The following is a 20,729-nucleotide window of genomic DNA, read 5'->3' on the forward strand; positions in this document are numbered from 1 at the left end:
CCATGGCCGATTCCCGGGAGAGCGGCGTCGTCGTCCTCGACGCCAAAGGGTTGCGGGCGCTCGCCCACCCCGTCCGCGTCCAGCTCGTGGAGCTGCTGCGCAAGCACGGCCCCTCGACCGCCACCCGCCTCGCCGAACGCCTCGGCGTCAACTCCGGCACCGCCAGCTACCACCTGCGCAAGCTGGGCGCGGCCGGGTTCGTGGAGGAGGACGCCGAGCGCGGCAACGCCCGGGAGCGCTGGTGGCGGTCGATCCACCGCGTCACCCGGCTCAACGACGAAGGGCTCGCCGACGCCGAGCCGGAGGCCGTGCACGCCTACCTGCACTCCATCGCGGCCCTGTACAACCTGCGCACCCAGCAGGCGCTCAACGAGCTGCAGACCATGCCGCGCGGCTGGCGGCGGGTGCTCGACCTCAGTTCCTTCGCGCTGCGCCTCACCGAGGAGGAGGGGTGGCGGCTGCGGGAGGAGCTGGGCGAGGTGATCGCCCGCTACCGGCGCGACGGCGAGGAGGCGCCCCCGGACGCCCGGCGGGTGACGCTGATCACCGAGCTCCTGCCCGAACTCGACGACAGAGCCGGCAACGGGGCCGGCAACGGGGCCGGCAACGGGGCCGCTGACGGGACGGGCGGCGGGGCGGGCGGCGAGGCCGAGGGGGGCTGATGGCCGCGACCGCGTTACCCAGGCCGCTCGCGGGGGTGCTGGCGGCCGTCGCCGTGTCGCTCACCGGCACGCGGGTGTCGGCCATCGCGGTGCCCTGGTTCGTGCTGGTGACCACCGGCAGCCCGGTCTGGACGGGCGTCGTGGCGTTCGCCGAGATGGCGCCGTACGTGGTGGTCAAGCTGATGGCCGGGCCACTGCTCGACCGGATCGGGCCGCGGCGCGTGTCGTTGACCGGTGACGTGGTGAGCGCGGCCGCGGCCGGGGCGATCGCGCTGCTGCACGCGCTGTCGCTGCTGCCGCTCGGCGTGCTGGCCGGGCTGGTCGCGGTCATCGGGGCGGCGCGCGGACCCGGCGACCTGGCCAAGTCGATCATGGTGCCCGAGGCGGCCGACCGGGGGCGGGTGCCGCTGGAGCGGGCCACCGGGCTGATGGGCGCGGTGGAGCGGCTGGCGCAGCTCGTCGGGCCGGTCGCGGGCGGCGCGACGGTCGCGGCGGTGGGCGCGCCGGCCGGGCTCGCGGTCAGCGCCGGCTGCTTCGCGCTGGGCTCGGTGGTGGTGGCCCTGGCGCTGCCGCGCGGCATGGGCCACCGCGCCCCCGCCCTTCCGGAGCGGGAGGACGGCGGGTCCGCGGGGTACTGGCGGCGGTTCGGGCAGGGGTGGGCGTTCCTGCGGGAGCAGCCGCTGCTGCTCGTCCTGATCGCCACCGTGGCGGTGACGAACCTGCTGGACGCGGCCTACGCCCAGGTGCTCGGGCCCGTGTGGGCCGAGGAGTCGGGCCACGGGCCCGCGGTGTGGGGTCTCAGCCGCGGCCTCATGGGGCTGACCGCGATCGGGGGCGGGCTGGTGGCGGCGGGGCTGGCGCACCGGCTGCGGCGGCGGCCGGTGTTCTTCGCCGCGTTCCTGGTGGCCGGGCCGCCGCAGTACCTGGTCCTGGCCGTGGACGGCGTGCCGGTGTGGGCGGTGATGGCGGTGTTCGGGGTGGGCGGGTTCTGCGGCGGGTTCCTCAACCCCATCCTGGGGGCGGTCGCGTACGAGCGGGTGCCCCGCGACCTGCTCGGCCGGGTGGGGGCGTTGCAGACGTCGCTGGCGTTCTCCGGGATCCCCGTCGCCGGGGTGCTGGCCGGGGCGGCGGTCGCGGCGGCCGGGCTCGCGCCGGTGCTGGTGGCATGCGGCGTGGTCTACGGGCTCACCACCACGCTCGCGGGGCTGCACCCGGCCGCCCGCGACATGGACCGCCTCCGCGGCCAGGGCCCGCCCGCCTCCGACGCCGTGCCGGAGGCGGCCGGCAGCCCATGAGGCCACAAGGCCTCAGGCGCCGGCCCGAGCGCGGGTCCGGGCGCCGGCCCAAGCGCGGGTTCAGGCGCGGGCCCAAGCGCGGGTTCAGGCGCGGTTGGCGCCTACTGGGGCGCGGAGCAGCATCGCGGCCACCTCGGGGGCCAGGATCGGGTCGTCGTGGAAGGCTGCCACGATGGCCGAGCGCAACGCCTCCCGGCCGTCGCCGGGGCGGGCGTCGCCGGTCGCCCTCGCCACTCGTTCGATGAGCCCTCGGGTGTGGGTGTCGCCGCGGCCGAACACCCGCTGCAGCACCCGCGTGCCGAGGGCGACCGGGGTGCCTGCGGCCGACTCCCTGGTCCTGGCCAGCACGCTCACGCCGTAGACGCCGATGGCGAGGGTGGCGAAGGGCATGACGTCGTCGGCGACGTCCACGAGCGTTTCCGTCGGAATGGGCATGAGACCCTCCCCTGAGCTCCGAAGGCGATGGTAGCTCGCCGGGCCTCACCGGCGAGGGAATACCCTGTCGGATGTGTCTGCCCCGTACCTCACCCTCACCGGCCCCGTCGAGCACGAGACCGAGGTGCGGCGCTCGCGCTTCATCTGCGCGGTCGCGCCCGCGCGCAGCGTGGAGGAGGCGGCGGCGTTCATCGCGGGGCGGCGGCGCGAGCACGCCGGCGCCACCCACAACTGCACGGCCTACGTCATCGGGCAGCGCGTCCAGAAGGGCGACGACGACGGCGAGCCGGGCGGCACCGCGGGCACCCCCATGGTGCAGGCGCTCGTGGGGCGCGGCTACAGCGACGTGGTGGCGGTGGTGACGCGCTACTTCGGCGGCGTGCTGCTCGGCGCGGGCGGGCTGGTGCGCGCCTACGGGTCCGCGGTGACGGAGACCCTGGACCGGGCCGAGCCGGTGCGGATGGTGCCGGCCAGGCGGGTGCGGGTGGCGGTGGCGCACGACCAGGCGGGCCGGGTGGAGAACGACCTGCGCGCCTCGCGGTACGCCCTCGAGGACGTCGCCTACGCCGCCCAGGTCACCTTCAGCGTGGCGGTCGGCGAGGACGAGGTGGCGGCCTTCACCGACTGGGTGGCGACGCTGACGGCGGGCCGCGCCCGGGTGAGCGTCGGCGAGGACGTGCACGTCCCCGCCTGAGCGCTATCCCTCCAGGGCGTACTGCATGACGCGGAACTTGGCCTGCGCCTCGGCCAGTTCGGCGGCCGGGTCGGAGTCGCCCATGATGCCGCAGCCGGCGAACAGCCGGGCCCGCCGCCCCCGCACCAGCCCCGAGCGCAGCGCGATGCCCCACTCGCCGTCGCCGTTGGCGTCGATCCAGCCGACCGGCCCGGCGTAGCCGGCGCGGTCCATGCCCTCCAGCTCGCGGATGAGCTTGGACGCCAGGTCGGTCGGGGTGCCGCCGACGGCGGCCGTCGGGTGCATGGCGGCGACCACGTCGAGCACCGACGCCCCGTCGGCGAGCCGCCCGGTGACGTGGCTGGCGAGGTGCTGGACGTTGGGCAGCACGAGCAGTTCGGGCTCGTCGGGCGTCTCCAGCGACGAGCAGAGCGGCCCGAGCGCGGTGCGGACGGAGGCGATCGCGCACTCGTGCTCGTGCCGGTCCTTGGCGGAGGCGAGCAGCGCGGCCCCGCGGGCGAGGTCGTCGGCGGGGCCGGTGCCGCGCGCGGTCGTGCCGGCCAGCACCAGCGACTCGATCTCCTGGCCGGTGCGCCGGATGAGCAGCTCGGGCGTGGCGCCGACCAGCCCGGCGACGGAGAAGGTGTAGCACTCGGGGTAGCGGCGGGCCAGCCGCGACAGCAGCAGCCGCACGTCGATGGCCCGCTCGGCGGTGGCGACCAGGTCGCGGGCGAGCACGACCTTCTCCAGCTCGCCGTCGCGGATGCGGGCGGCGGCGCGGGCCACCACGTGCTCCCACTCGGGCGCGGTGAGGCTGCCGTCGCCGTAGCTGATGCGGCCGGGGTCGAGGACCGGCGTGACGGTCCCGAGCGGCGCGTCGCCGATCGTGGTCAGCCAGGCGCGGCCGTCGCGGCGGGCCAGCACGGCCTGCGGCACGACGAGCACCGAGCCGGGCGCGTCCTCGTCGAAGGTGAAGCTGCCGAACGCGACCGGGCCGGTGCCCGGCCCTCCGTTGTCGGCGCCGGGGAACCCGGCCCCGCCGAGCACGCCGGCCAGCCACTCGCGGGCCCAGGCGAAGCGGCCCGAGCCCGGGGGCACGGCGACGCGGGCCGCCTCACCCCATCCGACGATCCCCTCACCGTTCCTGATCCAGGCGTACGGCGACGACCTGGGCAGGGAGGCCAGCAGGTCGCCGGGATCGCCGACGGGTGTGGTGCGAACCGGCAGCGGGCGGGTTGTTCCGAGCGCGACACTCACTCAAGACATGCTATGCGTCACCTGAACATGTTCGACTCGGACCCCCACGAATGCCACGTTAAGGCAAGCGAATCGGGAAAAAGCGGATGGCGTGCGGGCTGCGGCCGGCCCGTCCGGGCTTCGGCCTGTCAAGCCGTCATATGAAGTCGGTCCTGAAACGGCAGAGCCGCCCGGACCCGATGGCCGGGGCCGGGCCGGCTCTCTACCGTGGGGCCATGATCGGTCGCCTGACCCATGTCCTCGCCGCAGCCAGTGTCCTCACCGGTTCGGTCACGGCGCCGGCCGCCGCGGCCACCGCCGCGGCGCAGCCCGTCCCCGAGGTCATGGCCGCTCTCGGCGACTCCATCTCCACCGGCTTCAACGCCTGCGGCTGGTACGTCTCCTGCACCTCGCGCTCGTGGTCGGCGGGCGACCACGCCGCCGTCTCCAGCCACTACCTGCGCCTGTCGAAGCTGTCTGGAACGCTCCAGGGCCACAACCTCAACTTCGCCGTCCCCGGCGCGACCAGCGCCGACCTGCTCGGCCAGGTGAGGAAGGCGGTCGAGGCCAAGGCCGACTACGTGACCGTCCTCATCGGCGCCACCGACGCCTGCGTGCGCACCGAGAAGGCGATGACCCCGGTCGCCACCTACCGGCGGCGCCTGGAGACCGCCCTGGACACGCTGCGCGCCGGGATGCCGCAGGCGCGGGTGCTGGTCGCGAGCATCCCCGACCTGCGGCGGCTGTGGCAGGTCGGCAAGGACCACCCGGTGGCCCGTACGTTCTGGACGCTCGGCCGGGTCTGCCCGTCGATGCTGGCCAGCCCGTCGTCGGTGAAGAAGGCCGACGTCGAGCGCCGGGCCCGGGTGCGGGCGCGGGTGATCGACTACAACCGCGCCGCCGCCGAGGTCTGCGCCGCCTACGGCCCGCAGTGCGACACCGACGGCGGCGCGGTCTTCTCCTTCCCGTTCACGCTGGAGCACGTCAGCAAGTGGGACTTCTTCCACCCCAGCGCGGCCGGGCAGCGGGTGCTGGCCGCGCAGACCTTCGGCCGCGGCTTCGACTGGATCGACCTGCGCTGATCCGCGGCCTCGTCATCGGCACTGCGCCAGCATCGCCTTCTTGTCCGCCGGGGTGACCGGCACCCCGTACTTCACGGCGACCTGGGCGAAGCGGGTGACGTACGCGCAGCGCACCCGCCGCTGCGGCGGCAGCCAGCCCGACGGCCCCGAGGCGTCCTTCTCCTCGTTGGCCGCGCCGGCCACGGGCAGCAGGTTGAGCGGGTCGTTGGCGAAGTCGAGCCGCTTCGACATGGGCCAGCGCGGCGCGCCCATGCGCCAGCCGTAGTTGAGCGGCACCACGTGGTCGACCTGCACCTCGCCCGCGCGGTTCTTGTGCCAGCGGATGAGCCGGCCGGTGTAGGGGTCCTCCAGGGTCAGCGACACGACCTCGCAGCGCGAGCCCGCGCGGTACTTCACGTCCCGGCCGTCGCGGGCCAGCAGGTCGTCGCGGGTGCGGCAGCCGTTGCCCGCGTACGGCACGCCGGGCGCGGTGTCGGCCCAGTTCTCGCCGAAGCGGGTGCGCTCGTAGCCGGCGTTGGAACCGAGCCCCCGGGTGCGCAGCCGCCGGATGAGGGCGCGTGCCTCGGCCTTGTCGGCGTTGGAGATGATGGGGGCCAGACCGGGTAAGGTGCCGCCGGCGTTGCCCAGCGGGCTGGCCGCCGTGGCCGGTGGCGTCCTGGCCGTGCCGACGAAGGAAACGACGATGATGGCTCCCGCGAGAAGGGCGATGGCGTCCTTCGTACTCAATCGGGCCTCCGACAACGCTTCCAGATCTCTAGAGAAATTCCCGGCTTGAGTTGTTCCGACACGGGGAGGATTGCGTGACCCAACGCCCGATCGATCCGGACGTCGATCTCCACGTCCCGGCGCAGCGCGCCGAGCTGCACTGGCCGGTCCTGGCCGCCATCGCGGCGGGCGGCGCGCTCGGGGCGCTGGCCCGCCACGGCGCGCAGTCCGCGCTGCCGGCCCCGCCGGGCGGGTTCCCGTGGGCGACGTTCGGGGTCAACGTGTCGGGCTGCCTGCTCATCGGCGTGCTCATGGTGGTGATCACCGAGGTGCGGCCGGCGCACCGGCTCGTGCGGCCGTTCCTCGGCGTGGGGGTGCTGGGCGGCTACACGACGTTCTCGGCGTACGTGGCGGACATCCGGCGGGTGGTCGAGGCGGGCGCTCCGGTCGTCGGGCTGGCCTACCTGGCCGCCACGCTGGCCGCGGCGCTGGCGGCCGTCGCCGCCGGCATGTGGCTGACCCGGCGCCTCGCCGGGAGGCGGGCGGCTGCGGGATGACGCTGCTGCTGATCGTGGCGGGCGCGGCGGTGGGCGCGCCGCTGCGCTACCTCGCCGACCGGGCGGTGCAGGCCCGGCACGACACGGTCTTCCCGTGGGGGACGCTCGCCGTCAACGTGGCCGGGTCGGCGCTGCTGGGGTTCCTGGCCGCGCTGCCGGTGGACGGCGGGCTGATGGCGCTGGCCGGCACCGGGTTCTGCGGGGCGCTGACGACGTACTCGACGTTCGGCTACGAGACGGTGCGGCTGATGGAGGAGGGCGCCCGCTTCCACGCGGTGGCCAACGCCGCCGCGAGCATCGTCGCCGGGCTCGGCGCGGCCTACTGCGGCGCGGCCCTGGCCCAGGCGTTCATGTGAGCGGGCTCATCGGCCCGGGTGGCGGCTCCTGCGGGACCAGCACGTCGCGCAGCAGGTCGCGGGGCGGGCGGCGGCGCCACTCGCGCGGGTAGCCGAGCGAGACCTCCTCGAAGCGCACCCCGTCGTACCGGGTGACGCGCGGGATGTGCAGATGGCCGTAGATCATCGCGGCGGTCGGGAAGCGCCGGTGCCAGTCGCGGGTGGCGGTGGTGCCGCACCACTGCGCGAACTCCGGGTACCACAGCACGTCGGTGGGCTCGCGGACGAGCGGGTAGTGGTTGACGAACACCAGCGGCGCGCCGTCGCCGGCCGCCGCCGCGAGCCGCCGCTCGGTCTCGGCCACCCGCGCCCGGCACCACGCCTCCCTGCTCGGGTACGGGTCCGGATGCAGCAGGTACTCGTCGGTGCACACCACGCCGGTGCCGCGGGCGTACTCCAGGGCCTCCTCCTTCGAGGCGATGCCGGGCGGCAGGAAGGTGTAGTCGTAGAGCAGGAACAGCGGCACGATCCGCACCGGCCCGCCCGGCCCCTCCCACAGCGGGTAGGGGTCCTCCGGCGTCAGGACGCCCAGCTCTCTGCACATGGCGACCAGGTGCTCGTAGCGCGCCACGCCCCGCAGCTCGGGCGGGTCGCCGCGCGGCGTCCACAGCTCGTGGTTGCCCGGCGTCCACACCACCCGCTCGAAGCGGCCCGCGAGCAGCCGCAGCGCCCAGCGGATGTCCTCCAGGGAGTCAGCGACGTCTCCCGCCACCAGCAGCCAGTCTCCGGGCGCGTGCGGTTTCAGCTCCTGGACGATCGCGCGGTTCTCGGCGTAGGAGACGTGCAGGTCACTGACCGCGAGCAGGCGGCCATCAGGACGGGCGGGCAACAGGGGGCCTCCTTCCGGCTGCCACGAGCATGCCACGCGAAGGCGCCTCTCCCCCAGCCCTCGCCGGTGCGGAGATCCGGCCGGGGCCCGCGGGCCCCGGCCGGAGGCGGCGTAATAACGGGCCGCTCCGCAGCAGCTCCCGGCCGTTCCTGCGGATCCGGTACGTCATGCGCGCAGCCAGGTCCGCAGCGCGCCGGTGGCCAGGGCCATCGCGGCTCTGGCGGCGTTGGTGTCGCGCAGCGCGTCGAGCATGAGGAAGTCGTGCAGCATCCCGGCCAGCCGGACCGCGGTCACGTCGACGCCGGCCGCGCGCAGCCGCGCCGCGTACGCCTCGCCCTCGTCCCGCAGCACGTCGGCCTCGCCGTTGAGGACGATCGCGGGCGGCAGGCCGCGCAGCTCCTCGTCCCTGGCCCGCAGCGGCGAGGCGTGGCTCTCGGCCCGCTGCCCGGCGTCGGTCGTGTACTGGTCCCAGAACCACTTCATGCCGTCGCGGTTGAGGTAGTAGCCGGTCGCGAACCGGTGGTAGGACTCGGTGTCGAAGCTCGCGTCGGTGACCGGGTAGAACAGCGCCTGGCCGCGCAGCCGCACGTCGCCGCGTTCCTTGGCCATGAGGGCCAGCACGGCGGCCATGTTGCCGCCGACCGAGTCGCCGGCGACGGCCATCCGCCCGGCGTCGAGGCCCTTCTCGCCGCCGTGCTCCGTCACCCACCGGGCGGTGGCGTAGTTCTGCTCGATCTGGGTGGGGTACTTCGCCTCGGGCGCGCGGTCGTACTCGGGGAAGACCACAGCCGCCTCGCAGCGCACGGCGAGCTCGCGTACCAGCCGGTCGTGGGTGTGCGCCGAGCCGAGCACCCAGCCCGCGCCGTGGATGTAGAGGATCACCGGCAGGGTCCCCGTGGCACCCTTGGGCCTGACCACGCGCACCGGCACCATCCCGGTCGGGCCGCCCTGGACCTGGATCCACTCCTCGTCGATCTCCGGCTTGGGCACGCCGGCCCCTGACTGGAGCTTCTCCAGCAGCTCGCGGCCGTGCTCGGGCGGCACCTCGTAGACGAAGGGCGGCTCGGAGGTCGCCTCGGCGAACTCCCGCGCCGCCTGCTCCAGCACGACCTTCCCGCTGAGCGTCGTGGACACCGGCGACCTCCAGGCTCTCGTGTGCGCCTGGGATGGTTGTGCCTCGGCCTCCCTCCAGGAACCCGCCAGGAACCGTCAATTCCCGCTCAAGAGCCGCTCTCGCGCCGCAGCTCGTGCGCCAGCTCCTCCAGCTCCGCCCCGCCCGCCATGAGCGCGGTCAGCTCCTGCGGGGTGATGTCCGCCTTGGCGTACTGGCCCATGCTGGTGCCCCGGTTGAGCAGCAGGAACCGGTCGCCCACCGGGTGGGCGTGGTGCGGGTTGTGGGTGATGAAGACCACGGCGAGCCCCCGGTCACGGGCGCGGGCGATGTAGCGCAGCACCACCCCGGCCTGCTTGACGCCGAGCGCCGAGGTCGGCTCGTCGAGGATCAGCACGCGGGCGCCGAAGTGCACGGCCCGCGCGATCGCCACCGACTGCCGCTCCCCGCCGGACAGCGTGCCGACCGGCTGGTCCACGTCGCGGATGTCGATGCCCATGGCCCGCAGCTCCTCGCGGGCCACCCGGCGGGCCCTCGCCACGTCGAAGGCGAGGCCCCTGCGCGGCTCGGAGCCGAGGAAGAAGTTGCGCCACACCGACATCAGCGGGATCATCGCCAGGTCCTGGTAGACGGTGGCGATGCCGCGGTCGAGCGCGTCGCGCGGGCTCGACAGGCGCACCTCCCGGCCGTCCACGAGCAGGGCTCCGGTGTCGTGCTGGTGCACGCCGGCCAGGATCTTGATGAGCGTCGACTTGCCGGCGCCGTTGTCGCCGAGCACGCACAGCACCTCCCCGGCCGCCACGCCCATCGACACCTCGCGCAGCGCCAGCACCGAGCCGAACGTCTTGCCGATGCCGCGGGTCTCCAGGATCAATGCCGCACCTCCTCGGCGTAGCGGCGGACCAGCCGGTTGGCCAGCGTGGCCAGCAGCAGCATCGCGCCCAGGAAGAACTTGAACCAGTCGGCGTCCCAGCCGAGGAAGACGATGCCCTTGTCGGCCATGCCGAAGATGACCGCGCCGATGGCGGCGCCGACGGCGGAGCCGTACCCGCCGGTGAGCAGGCAGCCGCCGATGACGGCCGCGATGATGTAGATGAACTCCTGGCCGATGCCGATGTTGGCCTGGACCGAGGTGTAGCGCAGCGCCAGGATCGAGCCGACCAGCCAGGCGGCGAACGCCGTCGTCATGAACAGCGCGATCTTCGTCCGCGCGGCCGGCACGCCGACCGCGCGCGCCGCCCGCTCGTCGCCGCCCACCGCGAAGATCCAGTTGCCCGCCCTGGAGCGCATGAGCACCCACGTCGCGACCGCCGTCACCAGCAGCCACCACAGGATCGCGACCCGGAACGAGGTGCCGCCGACGTCGAAGGTCCCGGCCAGCAGGGCGCTCGCGCCGTCGTACCCGTCGGCCCTGCGCAGCCCGCCGACCTGGACGGTGCCGGTGATGGCCTTGGTGACGCCGAGGTTGACGCCCTGCAGCATGAGGAACGTGCCGAGCGTGACGATGAAGCTGGGCAGCCGGGTGCGGGTCACGATCAGCCCGTTGGCGAACCCGACGGCCAGCGCCACCGCCAGCCCGGCCAGCATGGCGAGCCACACGTCGAGCCCGAACCGGGTGGCCAGCGTGACCAGGATGAGGCCGCTGGTGCCGGTCAGGACGCCCGCCGACAGGTCGAACTCGCCGCCGATCATCAGCAGCGCGACCGCGACCGCCATGATGCCGAGGGTGGCGGCCGGGTCGAGCCAGTTCGCGACGCCCGCCGGCGAGCGGAACACCGGCGACTGGGCGGCGAAGAACGCGAACACGAGCACCGCGCCGACCGCCGCGCCCAGCTCGGGCCGGATGAGCAGGCGGCGGGGCAGGCCGACGCGGGCGATCCGCTCGTCGGCGGCCACCTCCGTCCCTGGCGCCGTCCCCGAGCTCATCTGGTGCCCGCCTCCGCCAGCTTGGCGACCTGGTCGGCGTTGTCCTTGGTGACGAAGCCGGGCCCGGTGTTGACCGGCAGGCCGCCGCCCACGGTGTTGAGGTTGGTGGTGTAGAGGCGCAGGAACGTGATGGGCAGGTAGCCCTGGAGGTACTGCTGCTGGTCCACGGCGAACAGGACCTCGCCGGCCTTGATCGCGTCCACGACGTCGGCCGACAGGTCGAACGTCGCCACCTTGGCCGCCGACCCCGAGTCCCTGACGGCGTCCCTGGCGGCCACGGCGACCGCCGGGTTGAGCGCCAGCACGCCGTTGACCTGCTTGTCCGACTGGAGCTTGGCGGTGACCTTGGACGTCACGTCGGCCAGGTTGCCGATGTCCACCTGGAGCCGTTCGACGGCGCCGCCGAGGGTCTCCTCGGCACCCTTGCAGCGCTGGTCGAGGCCGACGTTGCCGGCCTCGTGGATGACGCACAGCAGCTTGGTGACGCCGGCCGCCTTGAGCTGCTCGCCCGCGCCGCGCCCGGCCACGTCCTCGGACTGCCCGACGTGGGTGAGGGCGCCGAACGCCTTGGAGGAGCCGGCCCCCGAGTTGATGGTCACCACGGGGATCTTCGCGGTGACGGCCTTGCCGATCGCCTCCTTCAGCGCGTCGGGGTTGGCCATGGAGACGACGATGCCGTCCACCTTCTCGGCGACGGCCTGGTCGATGAGCTGGGACTGCTTGGCCGGGTCGCCGTCGCCCTGGTAGGTGACGGTCACGCCGTACTGCTTGCCGGCGGCCTCGGCGCCGTTCTTGACCACGTCCCAGAAGGCGTCGCCGGCGGCGCCGTGGGTGATCACGGCGTACTTGCCGCCGCCGGGGGCCGCGGGTTCGGCAGCGGGGGCGCTGCTCTGCGCGCTCGGCCCGTCCGGCGACGAGCAGCCGGTGAGGGTGAGGGCGGCTAAGAGTGCCAGCACGATCGGGGTACGTCTCACAGGGACACCTCCAGGACCAACAGGCTTGGCCTGGTTCTACCCCATGGTCAACGTGTCGTATAGACATAAGGACACACGTACTTGCAGAACGGAAGACTACGTTCCCTATAATGGCACACATGACCAGCGCACCCATGAGCGGCCGTAAGGCACAGGCCGCGCGGAACGACGAGCTCATCCTCCAGGCGGCGCGGGCCGTCTTCACCGCCGACCCGGGCGCCCCCATCGCGGCCGTGGCCGAGAGGGCGGGCGTCGGCATCAGCGCGCTCTACCGCCGTTACCCCAGCAAGGAGGCCCTGCTGCAGAAGCTCTGCGGCGACGGGCTGAAGCTCTACATCGAGGTGACCGAGCGGGCGCTGGCCGAGGAGGGCGACCCGTGGGAGGCGTTCGCCGGCTACCTGCGCGGCATCGTCGACGCCGACACCAACTCACTGACGATCAAGCTGGCCGGGACCTTCCAGCCGACGGAGGAGCTGGGCCACTACGCGATGCGGGCGAGCGCCCTGGCCACCGAGATCCACCGGCGCACGGTGGAGGCGGGCGTGCTGCGCCCCGACCTCACCACCGCCGACATCGCGCTGCTGCTGGAGCAGATCGCCTCCATCCGGGTGGGCGACGAGCGGCGCATCTCCGAACTGCGCCACCGCCACCTCGCCCTGATGATGGACGCACTGCGCCTGCCGCCCGCCCGCCGCGAGCTGCCCGGCCCCGCGGTCACCGACGAGGAGCTGTCCTCCCGCTGGTGGACCGGCTCCTGACTCAGACCTCGCCGTCGAGGTGGCGGGCGAGCGCGACCGTACGGCGGGCGCGGGCGAGCACCGGCACGTCCACGAAACGGCCGTCCGGCAGCGCCACCGCGCCGAGCCCCGCCCGCTCGGCCCGCTCGGCCGCCTCGACGATCTCCAGCGCCCGCGCGAGCTCCTCCTCCCCCGGCCGGAAGGCCCGCCGGATCACCGGGATCTGCCGGGGGTGGATCGCGGTCCTGCCGAACAGGCCCATCGCGCGCCCGGCCCGGCAGGAGGCGGCGAGCCCCTCCTCGTCCCTGACGTCGGGGTAGACCGACATCGGCACCGGCGGCAGCCCGGCCGCCGCCGCGGCGAGCACCGCCTGCAGCCGCAGGTGGTTCATGGCGGCCTCGTCGGTCATCGACAGCTCGGCGGAGAGGTCCTGCTCGCCGAGCGCGATCCCGGCCACGGCCGGATGGGCGGCGACGGCCGCCGCCCGCAGGATCCCGGCCGCCGACTCCAGCAGCGGGTACGCCCGCCCGTCCGCGACCCCGTCGAGCACGGCGGGGTCCTCGACCTTCGGCAGCCGTACGCCGTCGGCCAGGTCGCCGACCGCCTCCAGGTCCGCCCGGCCCCGCGCGGTGGCGAGGTCGTTGACCCGGACGTGCACGGCGGCGGCGCTCGCGGGCCGCTCGCGCAGGTAGGCGACGGCGTTGGCGCGGGCCTCGTCCTTACGGGCGGGCACGACCGCGTCCTCCAGGTCGATGATGACGACGTCGGCCCCGGACGCGACCGCCTTGGCGAACCGCTCAGGCCGGTCGCCGGGGACGTACAGCCAGGTCACCGGCGGGATCATGCGATCACCCCGGCCTCGCGCAGCTCGGCGACGCGCTCGCGGGAGTAGTCGAGCTCGCCCAGCACCTCGTCGGTGTCCCTGCCGAGCGGTCTCCCGGGCCAGCGGATCTCGCCAGGCGTGTCCGAGAGCCGGAACAGCACGTTCTGCATGGTGACGGTCCCCAATTCCTCGTCGGGCAGCTCGACGAACGTGCCGAGCGCCTTGTACTGCGGGTCCTCCGCGATGTCGGTGACGTCGTAGATGGGCGCGACCGCGGCCTGCGCCTCCTCGAAGCGGGCGATGACCTCGGCGGCGTCGCGTTCGGCGATCCAGGAGGCGACGGCCTCGTCCAGCTCGTCCACGTGCTGGACGCGGCCCTGCCCGGTGGCGAACCACGGCTGCTCGACCAGGTCGGGCCGGCCGACGAGGGCGACGACGCGCTCGGCGATCGGCTGGGCGCTGGTGGAGATCGCCAGCCAGCGGCCGTCGCGGGTGCGGTAGGTGTTGCGGGGGGCGTTGCTGCTGGAGCGGTTGCCGGTGCGCCGCGGCACCACCCCGAGCGCCTTGTACGCCGTCATCTGCGGCCCCAGCAGGCCCATGATCGGCTCGATGATGGCCAGGTCGATCACCTGGCCGCGCCCCGTGCGCTCGCGGGCGTGCAGGGCGAGCATGACCGCGTACGACATGGCGAGGCCCGCGATGCCGTCGGCGAGGGCCAGGGGCGGCAGCGTGGGCGGGCCGTCGGGCAGGCCGGTCATGGCCGCGAACCCGCTCATGGCCTCCGCCAGCGTGCCGAACCCCGGCTGCCGCGCCATCGGCCCGTGCTGCCCGAACCCGGTCATCCTGGCCACGATCAGGCGGGGGTTGAGCTTCATCAGGTCGTCGGGGTCGAGGCCCCAGCGTTCGAGGGTGCCGGGGCGGAAGTTCTCGATGAGCACGTCGGAGCGCTCGCACAGGCGGCGCAGGATCTCCTGGCCCTCGGCGCACGACAGGTCGACGGCGGCGGTGCGCTTGTTGCGGGCGAGCGTCTTCCACCACAGGCCGACGCCGCCGGCCGAGGCGCCGTGGCCGCGGGACGGGTCGCCGCGCCGGGGGTGCTCGATCTTGATCACGTCGGCGCCGAAGTCGCCGAGCATCATCGCGGCGGAGGGACCGGCGAACAACGTCGCCGCGTCGATGATCCGCAGGTCGCCGAGGATCGTCATGGATGTAAGTTATAAGAAATATGTCATAGGTCAATTCGACGAGAACGTGCGGGACACTGGACGACATGTCAGCGCTGGAGCCGCGGCCCCCTGTGAGCAAGGCCGAATACGTCTACAACACGCTGCTCGACGACATCCGCAACGCGCGCATCCCCGGCGGCACCGCGCTGCGCGCCGGCGAGGTGGCCAGGCGGCTCGGCGTGTCCGTCACGCCCGTGCGGGAGGCGCTGCGCAGGCTGGAGAAGGACCGCCTGATCAGATACGAGGCGCACCACGGGGCGACGGTCGTCGACCTCGGCGAGGAGGCGCTGGCGGAGTACTACGGACTGCGCGCCGTCGTCGAAGGGCTCGGCGCCCGGCTGGCCGCCGCCCGCGTCACGGCCGGTGAGCTGGCCGAGCTGCGCGAGCTGCACGCCGCCATGGTCGAGGACGCCGCGCGCGGCCGCAACGACCGCCTGGGCGAGCAGAGCCTCCGCTTCCACCTGCGCATCGTGGACATCGGCGGGCCCGCGTTCCTGGGCGCGCACGCGCGGGCGGTGCGCAACAGCGTCCCCGTGCCGGCGGAGGCGTCGCTGTGGCTGGCCCGCGATCAGGTCCAGGCGCAGCTCGACGCGCACGAGGGCATCCTGGCGGCCCTGGCGTCGGGCGACGGCGACGCGGCCGAGCGCGTCATGATCGAGCACGTCCGCCACGCCGGCGCCTTCCGCGCCCGCACCTGACCCGCCCTGTTGCAACGGGGTGGGCACGATGCCACTCTGATGCTCCCGCACCGCACGCACACGTCGATCGGGAAGGGCCCCAACCGTGGCGGACACGTGGATCCTGCATCCCGACTACCGGACTCCCCCGGTCCCCACCGGCGCAGGCATCGCCCCCGGCCCCTGGCGGCACCCCGAGGGCGGCCACATCATGAACGGCACCTACCAGCGCCCCCTCCCCGACCGGCGGGTCGAGGTCGTCACCGTCTGGTACGGCTACCCGGGCGCCGCTGTCGGTGCGCGGCCTCACCCTGGGCTATCCGCCGCACGAGACCGCCGAGCGCATCGCCGTCTCGGCCGCGACCGGGACGCACCCGGTAACGTCGGGGCCATGATCAGGGGGGTCCTGTTCGACCTGGACGGCACGTTGCTCGACCACCGGGCCGCCGCCGACGCGGCGGCGGCCGCCCTGCCCGCCCTCGTGGCGGCGCTCCGCTGAGTGCGGTCAGTACGGGCTCGGCTCGTCGCGGCGCAGCCGCCCGCTCACCTCGGCCAGGGCGGAGCCGGCCAGGTCGAAGCCGCCGACGTGCGCCAGGTAGTCGCCCTTGACCAGGGGGTCGCCCAGGTAGACGCCGCCCGCCCGGCGCACCAGCAGCGCCCCGGCGGCGACGTCCCAGGGATGGGACCAGGTGCCGTAGGTGGCGTCGGACCAGCCGGCCGCGACGTGCGCCAGGTTCAGCGCCGCGCTGCCCGGCCGCCGGATGGTGGAGAACGAGCGCAGGAAGCGGCCGTAGCGCAGCAGCGCCTCCTCGCCCTCGGCGTCGAGGTCGATCGGCTGCGGGTAGCCGCACAGCAGCACGGCCTCGCGGTCGCCGGCCGCGCCGCGGCTGCGGATCGGCTCGCCGTTGCACCAGGCGCCCTCGGTGCTCGCGGTGAACGTGTCGTCGCGCACGGGGTCGTGGACGACGCCCGCCACCAGCTCCCCGCGGACGGCGGCGGCGACGGAGACGCAGAAGTAGGGCAGCCCGGCGGCGAAGTTGGCGGTGCCGTCGATCGGGTCGACGTACCAGACGAGGTCGCCGGAGCCGGTGGCCCCGCCCTCCTCGCCGACGACGGCGCTGCCGGGGGCGCGCGCCTCGATGACCGCGCGGATCGTCTCCTCGGCGGCGCGGTCGTGCTCGGTGACGGGGTCGTGGAAGTCGCGTTTGGTGTCCACCTCGGGCCGGGACCGGAACGCCTCGCGCAGCCGGGGGCCGACGGACCTGGCCGCCTCTACGGCGGTGCCGAGCAGTTCTGTCGCATCCATCGTCCCCTACCCTAACCTTTCACCTATTTGTCATGACATTCTGACCTCGGTTAAGCTGATCAGCATGACCTCGAACCTGGCGATCGACCTGGATCGATCCAGCCCCGTGCCGCTCTACTTCCAGGTGGCCGAGCAGATCGCCGAGGCCATCCGGCGGGGCGACCTGCCCCCCGGCTCACGACTCGACAACGAGATCCTGCTGGCCGACCGGCTCGGCCTGTCGCGCCCCACGATCCGCCAGGCGATCCAGTACCTCGTGGACAAGGGTTTGCTGGTCCGCAAGCGGGGCGTGGGCACGCAGGTGGTGCACGGCCAGGTCAAGCGCTCGGTCGAGCTGACCAGCCTCTACGACGACCTGCGCCGCTCCGGCCAGGAGCCGGCCACGGAGGTGCTGGCGCTGGAGCCGCGCACGGCCGACGAGGACGTCGCCGCCATCCTCGGCGTCGAGCCCGGCGCGGACATCCTCTACCTGGAGCGGCTGCGCTTCGCGGCGGGCGAGCCGCTGGCCGTGCTGCACAACTGGCTGCCGCTGGGCCTGGCCCAGCTCACCCGCGCCGACCTGCAGAGCCGCGGCCTGTACGAGCTGCTGCGCGGCGCGGGGGTGCGCATGCGGGTGGCCAACCAGCGCATCGGGGCGCGCGCCGCCTCCCAGGCCGAGGCCCGGCTGCTGGACGAGCGCCGCGGCGCCCCGCTGCTCACCATGGTCCGCACCACCTACGACGACCAGGGCCGGGCGGTCGAGCACGGCTCGCACGTCTACCGCGCCTCGCTCTACTCGCTGGAGGTCACGCTCATCGAGCGATGAGCGGAGGGTGGCGGCGGACGATCACCAAGGCGACGTCGTCCTCGCGCGCGCCGAAGGTGTCGATGAGCCGGCCGGCCGCCTCGTCCATGTCGTCGCCGATCTCCTCCGCGGCACGCCGGGCGATCTCCAGGCTGTCGTCGAGATACTTGTCACGGTCCTCGACGAGCCCGTCGGTGAACATCAGCACCGAGCCGCCCGGCGGCACCACGACCCGGTCGATCCGGTAGACCTCCTCGGCGACACCCAGGAGCAGGTTGCCGAAGCGCTCGTGGTAGCGGGCCCCGCCGTCGCCGTCGAGCAGCAGCGGCGGGATGTGGCCGGCGTTGGCGATCTGCGCCTCGCCGGTCACCGGGTCGAGCAGCGTCAGGCACACGGTCGCGGTCATCCGCGGGTGGTAGCGGCGCAGCACGTCGTTGAGCAGCGACAACGACTGGTCGAGCTCCACCTTGCCGATGAGCGAGGCGCGCAGCGCGTGGCGCAGCTCGGCCATCACGGTGGCGGCCAGCAGCGAGTGGCCCTGGACGTCGCCGACCGCGACCAGGACCTTCTCGCCCAGCTCCAGCACCTCGTAGAAGTCGCCGCCCACCTCGACGTTGTCCACCGCGGGCTGGTAGCGCCAGACGATGTCGAGCCCCGGCACCCGGGGGACGCGCGAGGGCAGCAGGCTGCGCTGCAGGGTCAGCGCGATGGCGTGCTCCTCGGCGTAGGCGCGCAGCGCCTCCACCGCCAGCGCCACGGCCTGGCCGAGCTGGCGCAGCATGCTCAGCTCGTCCTCGTCCAGCTCGGGGTCCGGCTCCACGCCGAGCAGGACGGGCGGCCGGTCGCGCTTGGTGCGCGACAGCACGGCCGTGATGTCGAGCCGGGACGGCGTGTCGGGCGCGATCGCCGACCAGTAGTCGTGCGGGATGATGAGGAACTCGGTGCCGGCCCGCTGGCCGAGGGCCCGCTCGCCGAGCAGCTCCAGCACGGAGGGCTGGACCGTCCTGAACGTGGGGGTCCCCTCCGGGGGCAGCGCGGTCAGCCGCCTGGTGCGCCCGTCGGGCGCGAGGGCCACCACCCCGGCCTTGCGCCCCAGGATGCGGCTGGTGCCCGAGACGGCGGTCGACAGCAGCTCGTCGAAGGTCTGGGCGGCGTTCATCGCCAGGGTGAGGTCGGTGAGCGCGCCGAGGCGGGCGGCCAGGCGCTCGGCCCGCTGCCGTGCCCGGTGGTAGCGCAGGGCCGCCTCCACGGTGGCGACGAACTCGTCCGGCTCGATCGGCTCGGCCAGGTAGCCGTCGGCGCCGCGGTGCAGGCCGAGCGCCCGGTCGGCGGCGGTGATCGCCGCTCCGGAGATCTGGATCACGGGGATCGAGGAGGTCGCGGGGTCGCTCTTGATGCGCTCGCACACCTCGTAGCCGGAGATGTCCGGCAGCCGGACGTCGAGCACCACCAGGTCGGGGTGGAGGTCGGCGATGCGGTGCAGCGCCTCCAGGCCGCCGGTGGCCTCGACGACCTCGTACCCGGCCCGGCGCAGCCAGCTCGACAGGATGTAGAGCTTGGTCGGGGTGTCGTCGACGACGAGGATCGTCGCCCTCGACGGCGTCGCGTCACTCATCACGGCTCCCCAGGGCCTGGCGGATGGCGTTCAGCAGCACGTCCCTGCGCAGCCCCTGCTTGCCGAGCACGGCCTCGGCCCGCTCGGGGCGGCGGTGCGCCTGCGCGAGCGTCACGATGATCACGGGCACGTCCCGCAGCCGCTCGTCGTCGGCCATGCGCTGCAGGACGGCGGTGCCGTCGAGGCCGGGCATGAGCAGGTCCAGCAGGGCCAGGTCGGGCGGCGCGGCGGCCATCGCGGCGAGCGCGGCGGCGCCGTCGGGCGCCTCGTCGATGTGCGCGGCGAACCCGGTGAGCATGCGCCGCACCCCAGCGCGGAAGTTCTCGTCGTCGTCGGCGATGAGGACGCGCCGCACGACGGGCACGTCGTGCGGCTCGTACGGCAGCCGGAGCACCGCAGTGGTGCCCTCTCCCACCGTGCTGGCCAGCGTCAGGGTGCCGCCCATCGCCTCGGCCAGCCGCCGCGCGTACGCCAGGCCGAGCCCGGTGCCCTTGGCGCGGGTCTGCGCGGGCCCCGGCACCTGGTAGAACTCCTCGAAGACCCGTTCCAGGTGTTCGGCGGGGATGCCGATCCCCGTGTCGGTGACGGTGAAGACCGTCTCGCTGGCGGCCAGGTCGTGGGCCACCTCCAGCACGACCTCGCCCTCCTGGGTGAACTTCAGGCTGTTGGCCAGCAGGTTGCGCAGGATCCTGGTGAGCATCGCCTCGTCGGCCGGCATGGTGAACGGCGGCGGCGGGACGCTCACGCGCAGCGTGACCCGGTCGGTGCTCTGCGCCGGGCCCATGGTCATGCGCAGCCGTTCGGCCAGGGCGACGAGGTCGACGGTGGTGAGCTGCGGGTCGAGCCGTCCCGACTCGGCCTTGCCGATGTCGAGCAGCTCGCTGACCAGGGCGAGCAGGGTCTCGGCCGAGGAGCCGATCAGCTCGACCTGCCGCGCCTGCTCCTCGCCCAGCGGGTCCCCGCCGGGTCCGGTCAGCAGCCGGACCAGGCCGATGATCGAGTTGAGCGGCGTGCGCAGCTCGTGGCTGACCGTGGCCCAGAAGCGGTTCTTGGCGTCGCTGGCCTCGCGCAGTTGCATGGACTTCTCGTCCAGCTCGGCGTAGAGGGCGACGACGCCGCGGTTGGTCTCCTCCAGCTCGGCGGAGAGCTGGTTGTACAGCGCCATGACCCCGTGGTTGGTCTCCTCCAGCTCGGCGTTGAGCTGGCGGACCGCCTCCAGGGTCGAGGCGAGCTCGTGGTTCTGCTGGCGCAGCTCGTCCAGCGCGCTGGCCGGCGCCAGGGCGTTGACCTGGGCGCGGACCTGGGCGGCCGACAGCGCGGACGCGCTCGCCGGCAGCCGCTTGCGCAGGACCACCCGGCCGCGCTCGCCGGTGTCGACCATGTCCATGAGCCGCCCGGCCATGGTGACGCCCTCGGCGACGTGGCGCGCGGCGGCGTCGGAGAAGCTCACCTCCATCACGAGGTCGCCGAGGTCGAGGGCGAAGGCGACGACCATGCCGGCCGCGCCCTCGATGACGATCTCCCTGCCCAGCTCGCTGAGCGCGGTCGCCACCCGGATCTGGTCCTGCTGGGACATGCCGAGCACGGCGGCGACCTCGCGGCCCATCTGGCGCATGGCGAAGACGTCCGCCTCGCCCGCGACGGTGACCGTGGCCAGCTGGGCCGCCCTCACGGCGCCCTC

General features: G+C 73.9%; 22 protein-coding genes. 9 read left to right on the plus strand and 13 right to left on the minus strand.

What is annotated here, in order from left to right; genetic code table 11:
• Nucleotides 1-2 precede the first annotated feature (2 nt).
• Together Nocox_RS25895 and Nocox_RS25900 are read left to right on the plus strand one after the other, a co-directional pair.
• Nucleotides 3-662: an ArsR/SmtB family transcription factor gene (locus tag Nocox_RS25895; protein WP_020547650.1), complete on the plus strand. Its 660-nt coding sequence runs from the start codon at nt 3-5 to the stop codon at nt 660-662.
• Nucleotides 662-1,957, plus strand: coding sequence for an MFS transporter (locus Nocox_RS25900; RefSeq protein ID WP_020547649.1), 1,296 nt, complete (start codon nt 662-664; stop codon nt 1,955-1,957). The genes Nocox_RS25895 and Nocox_RS25900 overlap by 1 nt, the downstream gene beginning before the upstream one ends.
• Nucleotides 1,958-2,041: 84 nt before the next feature.
• On the opposite strand, the gene Nocox_RS25905 is transcribed toward Nocox_RS25900, so the two are convergent.
• Complete coding sequence (locus Nocox_RS25905) at nt 2,042-2,392, minus strand: hypothetical protein (RefSeq protein ID WP_157383505.1); 351 nt, start codon at nt 2,390-2,392, stop codon at nt 2,042-2,044.
• A gap of 73 nt (nt 2,393-2,465) precedes the next feature.
• Here Nocox_RS25905 and Nocox_RS25910 point away from each other — a divergent pair, with 73 nt between their 5' ends.
• The gene (locus Nocox_RS25910) at nt 2,466-3,086 is read left to right on the plus strand and encodes a YigZ family protein (protein WP_020547647.1); all 621 of its coding nucleotides are present in this window, start codon (nt 2,466-2,468) and stop codon (nt 3,084-3,086) included.
• 3 nt (nt 3,087-3,089) lie between these two features.
• Here the strand turns inward: Nocox_RS25910 and Nocox_RS25915 are convergent, their stop codons facing one another.
• A complete protein-coding gene (locus tag Nocox_RS25915; protein WP_020547646.1) occupies nt 3,090-4,322 on the minus strand; it encodes an isochorismate synthase in 1,233 nt (410 codons plus the stop codon).
• A gap of 215 nt (nt 4,323-4,537) precedes the next feature.
• Here Nocox_RS25915 and Nocox_RS25920 point away from each other — a divergent pair, with 215 nt between their 5' ends.
• Nucleotides 4,538-5,383, plus strand: coding sequence for a GDSL-type esterase/lipase family protein (locus Nocox_RS25920; RefSeq protein ID WP_033411500.1), 846 nt, complete (start codon nt 4,538-4,540; stop codon nt 5,381-5,383).
• 12 nt (nt 5,384-5,395) lie between these two features.
• Here the strand turns inward: Nocox_RS25920 and Nocox_RS25925 are convergent, their stop codons facing one another.
• Nucleotides 5,396-6,109, minus strand: coding sequence for an HNH endonuclease family protein (locus Nocox_RS25925; RefSeq protein ID WP_020547644.1), 714 nt, complete (start codon nt 6,107-6,109; stop codon nt 5,396-5,398).
• A gap of 74 nt (nt 6,110-6,183) precedes the next feature.
• On the opposite strand from Nocox_RS25925, the gene Nocox_RS25930 reads away from it, so the two are divergent.
• Nucleotides 6,184-6,645 carry a FluC/FEX family fluoride channel gene (locus Nocox_RS25930; protein ID WP_020547643.1) on the plus strand — a complete coding sequence of 154 codons (462 nt, stop codon included), beginning with the start codon at nt 6,184-6,186 and terminating at the stop codon, nt 6,643-6,645.
• Nucleotides 6,642-7,001, plus strand: coding sequence for a fluoride efflux transporter CrcB (gene crcB, locus Nocox_RS25935; RefSeq protein WP_020547642.1), 360 nt, complete (start codon nt 6,642-6,644; stop codon nt 6,999-7,001). Before Nocox_RS25930 ends, crcB begins: the two co-directional genes overlap by 4 nt.
• Here crcB and Nocox_RS25940 read toward each other — a convergent pair.
• The 5 genes from Nocox_RS25940 to Nocox_RS25960 form a co-directional block, all read right to left on the minus strand.
• On the minus strand, nt 6,994-7,869 hold the full coding sequence (locus Nocox_RS25940) for a metallophosphoesterase family protein (RefSeq protein WP_020547641.1): 876 nt from the start codon (nt 7,867-7,869) through the stop codon (nt 6,994-6,996). The two genes, crcB and Nocox_RS25940, sit on opposite strands and share 8 nt — an antisense overlap.
• A 165-nt stretch (nt 7,870-8,034) precedes the next feature.
• The gene (locus Nocox_RS25945; protein ID WP_020547640.1) at nt 8,035-9,003 is read right to left on the minus strand and encodes an alpha/beta hydrolase; all 969 of its coding nucleotides are present in this window, start codon (nt 9,001-9,003) and stop codon (nt 8,035-8,037) included.
• A gap of 86 nt (nt 9,004-9,089) precedes the next feature.
• Nucleotides 9,090-9,854, minus strand: coding sequence for an ATP-binding cassette domain-containing protein (locus Nocox_RS25950; RefSeq protein WP_020547639.1), 765 nt, complete (start codon nt 9,852-9,854; stop codon nt 9,090-9,092).
• Nucleotides 9,851-10,906 carry an ABC transporter permease gene (locus Nocox_RS25955; protein ID WP_051112793.1) on the minus strand — a complete coding sequence of 352 codons (1,056 nt, stop codon included), beginning with the start codon at nt 10,904-10,906 and terminating at the stop codon, nt 9,851-9,853. Before Nocox_RS25955 ends, Nocox_RS25950 begins: the two co-directional genes overlap by 4 nt.
• Entirely contained in the window at nt 10,903-11,880 is a 978-nt protein-coding gene (locus Nocox_RS25960; protein WP_020547637.1) for a sugar ABC transporter substrate-binding protein, read from the minus strand. Before Nocox_RS25960 ends, Nocox_RS25955 begins: the two co-directional genes overlap by 4 nt.
• Before the next feature lie 119 nt (nt 11,881-11,999).
• On the opposite strand from Nocox_RS25960, the gene Nocox_RS25965 reads away from it, so the two are divergent.
• Nucleotides 12,000-12,638: a TetR/AcrR family transcriptional regulator gene (locus Nocox_RS25965; protein WP_246649547.1), complete on the plus strand. Its 639-nt coding sequence runs from the start codon at nt 12,000-12,002 to the stop codon at nt 12,636-12,638.
• Nucleotide 12,639: 1 nt separating this feature from the next.
• On the opposite strand, the gene Nocox_RS25970 is transcribed toward Nocox_RS25965, so the two are convergent.
• Complete coding sequence (locus Nocox_RS25970) at nt 12,640-13,461, minus strand: HpcH/HpaI aldolase/citrate lyase family protein (RefSeq protein WP_020547635.1); 822 nt, start codon at nt 13,459-13,461, stop codon at nt 12,640-12,642.
• The gene (locus tag Nocox_RS25975; protein ID WP_020547634.1) at nt 13,458-14,645 is read right to left on the minus strand and encodes a CaiB/BaiF CoA transferase family protein; all 1,188 of its coding nucleotides are present in this window, start codon (nt 14,643-14,645) and stop codon (nt 13,458-13,460) included. Before Nocox_RS25975 ends, Nocox_RS25970 begins: the two co-directional genes overlap by 4 nt.
• 65 nt (nt 14,646-14,710) lie before the next feature.
• Between Nocox_RS25975 and Nocox_RS25980 the strand changes: the two genes are divergently transcribed.
• Nucleotides 14,711-15,364 carry a GntR family transcriptional regulator gene (locus Nocox_RS25980; RefSeq protein ID WP_026215257.1) on the plus strand — a complete coding sequence of 218 codons (654 nt, stop codon included), beginning with the start codon at nt 14,711-14,713 and terminating at the stop codon, nt 15,362-15,364.
• Nucleotides 15,365-15,848: 484 nt separating this feature from the next.
• Here the strand turns inward: Nocox_RS25980 and Nocox_RS25985 are convergent, their stop codons facing one another.
• Entirely contained in the window at nt 15,849-16,649 is an 801-nt protein-coding gene (locus Nocox_RS25985; RefSeq protein WP_051112792.1) for an inositol monophosphatase family protein, read from the minus strand.
• Nucleotides 16,650-16,713: 64 nt separating this feature from the next.
• Between Nocox_RS25985 and Nocox_RS25990 the strand changes: the two genes are divergently transcribed.
• Complete coding sequence (locus tag Nocox_RS25990; RefSeq protein ID WP_020547631.1) at nt 16,714-17,454, plus strand: GntR family transcriptional regulator; 741 nt, start codon at nt 16,714-16,716, stop codon at nt 17,452-17,454.
• On the opposite strand, the gene Nocox_RS25995 is transcribed toward Nocox_RS25990, so the two are convergent.
• Both Nocox_RS25995 and Nocox_RS26000 read right to left on the minus strand, forming a co-directional pair.
• On the minus strand, nt 17,441-19,048 hold the full coding sequence (locus Nocox_RS25995; protein WP_020547630.1) for a fused response regulator/phosphatase: 1,608 nt from the start codon (nt 19,046-19,048) through the stop codon (nt 17,441-17,443). The genes Nocox_RS25990 and Nocox_RS25995 overlap by 14 nt on opposite strands.
• Complete coding sequence (locus tag Nocox_RS26000; protein ID WP_020547629.1) at nt 19,041-20,720, minus strand: ATP-binding response regulator; 1,680 nt, start codon at nt 20,718-20,720, stop codon at nt 19,041-19,043. The genes Nocox_RS25995 and Nocox_RS26000 overlap by 8 nt, the downstream gene beginning before the upstream one ends.
• Between the last annotated feature and the right edge of the window lie 9 nt (nt 20,721-20,729).

The organism is Nonomuraea coxensis DSM 45129 (genome assembly GCF_019397265.1).
Lineage (GTDB): Bacteria > Actinomycetota > Actinomycetes > Streptosporangiales > Streptosporangiaceae > Nonomuraea > Nonomuraea coxensis.